Below are 3,799 nucleotides of genomic sequence, written 5' to 3'. Positions count from 1 at the left end.
CAGTAACTGAAATAGCAGCATATATAGGCGCAGAGCTGATTGGCAACAGTCAATTGATGGCCACTGGCATCAATGAAATTCATAAGGTAACACCAGGAGATATTTCCTTTGTTGACTTTGAGAAATACTATAACGCCAGTCTGCATTCGGCAGCAACAATTATCATCATTAACAAAAAGGTAGATTGCCCCGAAGGCAAGGCGATTTTGGTACTTGATGACCCTTTCAGTGCCTATGTAAAACTGGTAAAAAGATTCAGACCATTTGAACCGGCAACCAAAGCCATCAGCGATAGCGCTGTTATCGGAGAAGGTACTGTTATTCAACCCAACGTATTCATTGGCAATCATGTGCGTATTGGACGTAACTGCCTGATACATCCTAACGTTACTATTTACGATCACTGTGTAATAGGCGACAACGTAGTTATTCATGCAGGTACTGTACTCGGTGCAGATGCTTTTTACTTTAAGAAAAGAGCAGAGCGGGAAGTGATGTATGATAAGATGCTGAGCTGCGGCAGGGTGATCATAGAAGACGATGTGGAACTCGGCGCCGGCTGTACAATCGACAAAGGCGTAAGCGGCGACACCATCATTGGTCGTGGTACCAAACTGGATAACATGATCCACGTGGGTCATGGTACCGTAATCGGCAGGAACTGCCTGATTGCTGCACAGGTAGGTATTGCCGGTAAAGCCCACATTGAAGATAACGTGATCCTCTGGGGACAGGTGGGTGTGAACAAAGATCTTACTATCGGAAAAGGCGCCGTTGTTCTCGGACAAAGCGGTGTACCAGGTGACCTCGAAGGTGGCAAGGTATACTTTGGCAGCCCGGTAGAAGATGCCCGCGAAAGAAAGAAAGAAATTAACTGGATCAAACGCATTCCCGAAATCTGGGAAAAAGTAAAAGATCTGAAATAAGCTTTTCAACAACAGATTGTTTATTTGCCCCCGGCAGATAAACAATCTGTTTCCATCCATGCCACTACATTCAAAAGCCACCTGCTTCATGAAGCTATTACCCGCTGTCTTCCTCTCCCTGCTGCTTTGGAGTTGCAGCACACCCAAAAACACCAGCACCACGCATTCCCTTTATACCAACGATCAGGAATGGACCACCAAAGTGAAGGATGGCTGGCTTACCGCTAAAACCATCTCTTTGGGCCTTTATTCCACTACATCCCGCAAAAATGGAGTAGCGGAGGCCACCTTCATTAAAGACCCTAAAAACGCCTTTAATTTTTATCTGAACGGTAATAGCGAACACCTGTTGATACAAACCATGAACACAACAGCCATTGCCTTTACCAACCGTAATTTACCGTCTTATTTAAGTGGTTTGGCAGCTGCTACGGACCTTCGCTATACCCTGATCAATGGCACCAAAAATGAGCCGCTAAAGCGCTGGGAAATGATTGTGAAAACACCGCACTACCTGGAGCTGAATGAAAATAAACCAGTAGGCATACTAAGATCTACAGATACGGATATCCGCATCACCGCACATAACCGTTACGGTAAGGTCAATTCTTATGAAAACAGCTGTTATGAATTCCAGTATCGGGGGCAACCCGTGGCGGCAGTAATTCCCGGCGACAAACCAAGGGTGTGGGTAAGCAGCGAAGTAGATCCTGAAATCGCTAAAACTTTGTCAGCAGCCATTGCGGCGTTTTTGTTGTAGTAGAGAAGTAGGCTGATTTAAATAGCGCCTCCGGAGAAGGAGGCCTGTGGGAAATAACACGGGGTGAGTCATTCCAGAATAGCGGGATACCCTATAACGCCTGTTTTTATTGCTTTCCGGAACGTTCCTGCAAAAAGGCGCCGGCAATCTGCTTAATCGTATCTTCCAGCGGTCGGAACTGAAAACCCGGCAATGCATTCAACACTTTCGTGTTTTCATAATTCACTTTCATTTGTGCGGTACGGGCAGTTTCTTTTGTTACCAGCGGATGCTTTCCCGTTATCATTCCTTTCACTTTTTCCAGACGCCATACCACTTCTGCCATCCAGGGCTTTGCAGCTATATGAGGCGGCTTCCTTCCCAGGGCATGTGCCATGGTCGTAAACAGACGCTGATATCCCCAGTTGTCCGCAGAAAGAATAAACCGCTCTGCATGAATGTCACTATCCATCAACTGTATCATAGCCTGCACCACGTCGAGTACATCTACAAAACCATTTACACCCTCCGTATAATAGGGGAATTCCTTCCAGGCATTTTTCAGCAACGCGCCCGAACCATCGTCCCAGAAACCGGCGCCTAAAATAATAGACGGGTTTACAATCACGGCATCCAGTCCTTCGGCCATACCTCTCCACACTTCCATTTCACCCTGGAACTTACTGATGCTGTAACGCGAGTTATTTTTGCTGTCTTCCCATTCACATTCTTCATTGATCGCAGCATTCTCCCGGGCCCTGCCTATGGCAGCTACCGAGCTTACATACAACAGTTTTTTTACACCGGCATCCAACGACATATTTACCACGTTTGCCGTTCCTTCTACATTAATTTTCAGGAGACGGTCCTTGTCGGCAGCCTGAAAAGATACGATCGCCGCACAGTGGTATACCTGGGTTACACCCACCAAAGCATCTTCCAGGGTGAAGATATCCAGGATGTCGCCGGGAACCCATTCTATTTTATCTGAAATATCCTGCAATCGGGGAGAAGGCTGTTGACGGTACAATGCCCTGACAGGTTTCCCTGCAGCAACTAATGCCCGAATTAAATGACTACCCAAAAAACCTGTACCGCCGGTTACTAAAATCATGAAGACTAAATTCTAATGCTATAAGAGGACCAAAAATAACTAAAACTATTGTTCGTACCTGTAAAAACCCAATCCTGTTTTGCGTCCCAGCTTACCATCCCTTACCCGTTGCTCCTGCAATACATTCGGTTTAAAACGGGGAGCATGCGCAAATGCATCGTAGAGCGACTGCGTTACTGCCAGGTTCACATCGTTGCCTATCAGGTCCATTAATGCAAAAGGACCCATTTTAAAACCGGCGCTTTCCAGCAACTGGTCAATGGTACTGAAGTCGGCCTGTCCCTGCTCAGCCGCGTGCATGGCTTCCAGGTAATAATGCCTGGCTACTCTGTTGACAATAAATCCCGGCGCATCCTTCACCCTTACCGGTACCTTGCCCATTTGTTGTGCCAGTGCATACACGATATCTGCTACTTCGGGAGCGGTATCTTTGCCACTCACTACTTCCACCAGTTTCATGAGGTGTGCCGGATTAAAAAAGTGCATACCCACCACCCTGGAAGGATGACTACTTACGGCCGTTGCAATATCAGAAACAGACAAGGAAGAAGTATTGGTAGCAAAGATGGTATCGGGTGAGTTGATGGCCGCCAGCTGATTAAACAGGGCTGTTTTAGCGGTCAGTTTTTCTACTATAGCCTCAATGATCACATCGGCTATACAGTCTTCTATGGCGGCGGTAAAACGAATACGTTGCAGAATAAGGTCCTTCTCGCCGGCCGTTAGTTTGCCTTTTTCTACTGCTACTGTTAAGCTCTTCTCAATTTGTGCTTTCGCCCTATCCAGACCTTCCTGCTGTATATCGAACAACAGTGTATTAAATCCGCTATAGGCCGCTATCTGTGCTATTCCGGCACCCATGGTGCCTGCGCCGCATACGGCAATAGATTGAATCACTTGGGAAAGAATTACGAATGACGAATGACGAGTTTGTCTTACTCAGGATTATACTGATTTTGATGATTTTCAGGATTGTTATCCTTTGATTTTTGAAGATTAAAAAAAGATTTTCAGGATTGT

General features: G+C 46.3%; 4 protein-coding genes. 2 read left to right on the top strand and 2 right to left on the bottom strand.

Annotated elements, in window-relative coordinates; all coding sequences use genetic code 11:
• Positions 1–926: UDP-3-O-(3-hydroxymyristoyl)glucosamine N-acyltransferase (locus VIP81_RS29410; RefSeq protein WP_331970190.1), on the top strand; the 926-nt coding region annotated here is incomplete at its 5' end.
• A gap of 58 nt (positions 927–984) precedes the next feature.
• Positions 985–1,686 (top strand): hypothetical protein, encoded by a 702-nt coding sequence (locus VIP81_RS29405; RefSeq protein ID WP_331970187.1) that lies wholly within the window; start codon positions 985–987, stop codon positions 1,684–1,686.
• A gap of 106 nt (positions 1,687–1,792) precedes the next feature.
• Here the strand turns inward: VIP81_RS29405 and VIP81_RS29400 are convergent, their stop codons facing one another.
• Both VIP81_RS29400 and VIP81_RS29395 read right to left on the bottom strand, forming a co-directional pair.
• The gene (locus tag VIP81_RS29400; RefSeq protein WP_331970184.1) at positions 1,793–2,779 is read right to left on the bottom strand and encodes an NAD-dependent epimerase/dehydratase family protein; all 987 of its coding nucleotides are present in this window, start codon (positions 2,777–2,779) and stop codon (positions 1,793–1,795) included.
• A gap of 45 nt (positions 2,780–2,824) precedes the next feature.
• Complete coding sequence (locus tag VIP81_RS29395; RefSeq protein WP_331970181.1) at positions 2,825–3,676, bottom strand: 3-hydroxyacyl-CoA dehydrogenase family protein; 852 nt, start codon at positions 3,674–3,676, stop codon at positions 2,825–2,827.
• Between the last annotated feature and the right edge of the window lie 123 nt (positions 3,677–3,799).

The organism is Chitinophaga sp. (genome assembly GCF_036566945.1).
Lineage (GTDB): Bacteria > Bacteroidota > Bacteroidia > Chitinophagales > Chitinophagaceae > Chitinophaga.
This window is presented reverse-complemented; position numbering and strand designations above follow the sequence as displayed.

Coding starts and splice junctions, on each gene's coding strand:
- VIP81_RS29400 (WP_331970184.1), bottom strand. CDS start 2,779: ATGATTTTAGTAACCGGCGGTACAGGTTTTTTGGGTAGTCATTTAATT.
- VIP81_RS29405 (WP_331970187.1), top strand. CDS start 985: ATGCCACTACATTCAAAAGCCACCTGCTTCATGAAGCTATTACCCGCT.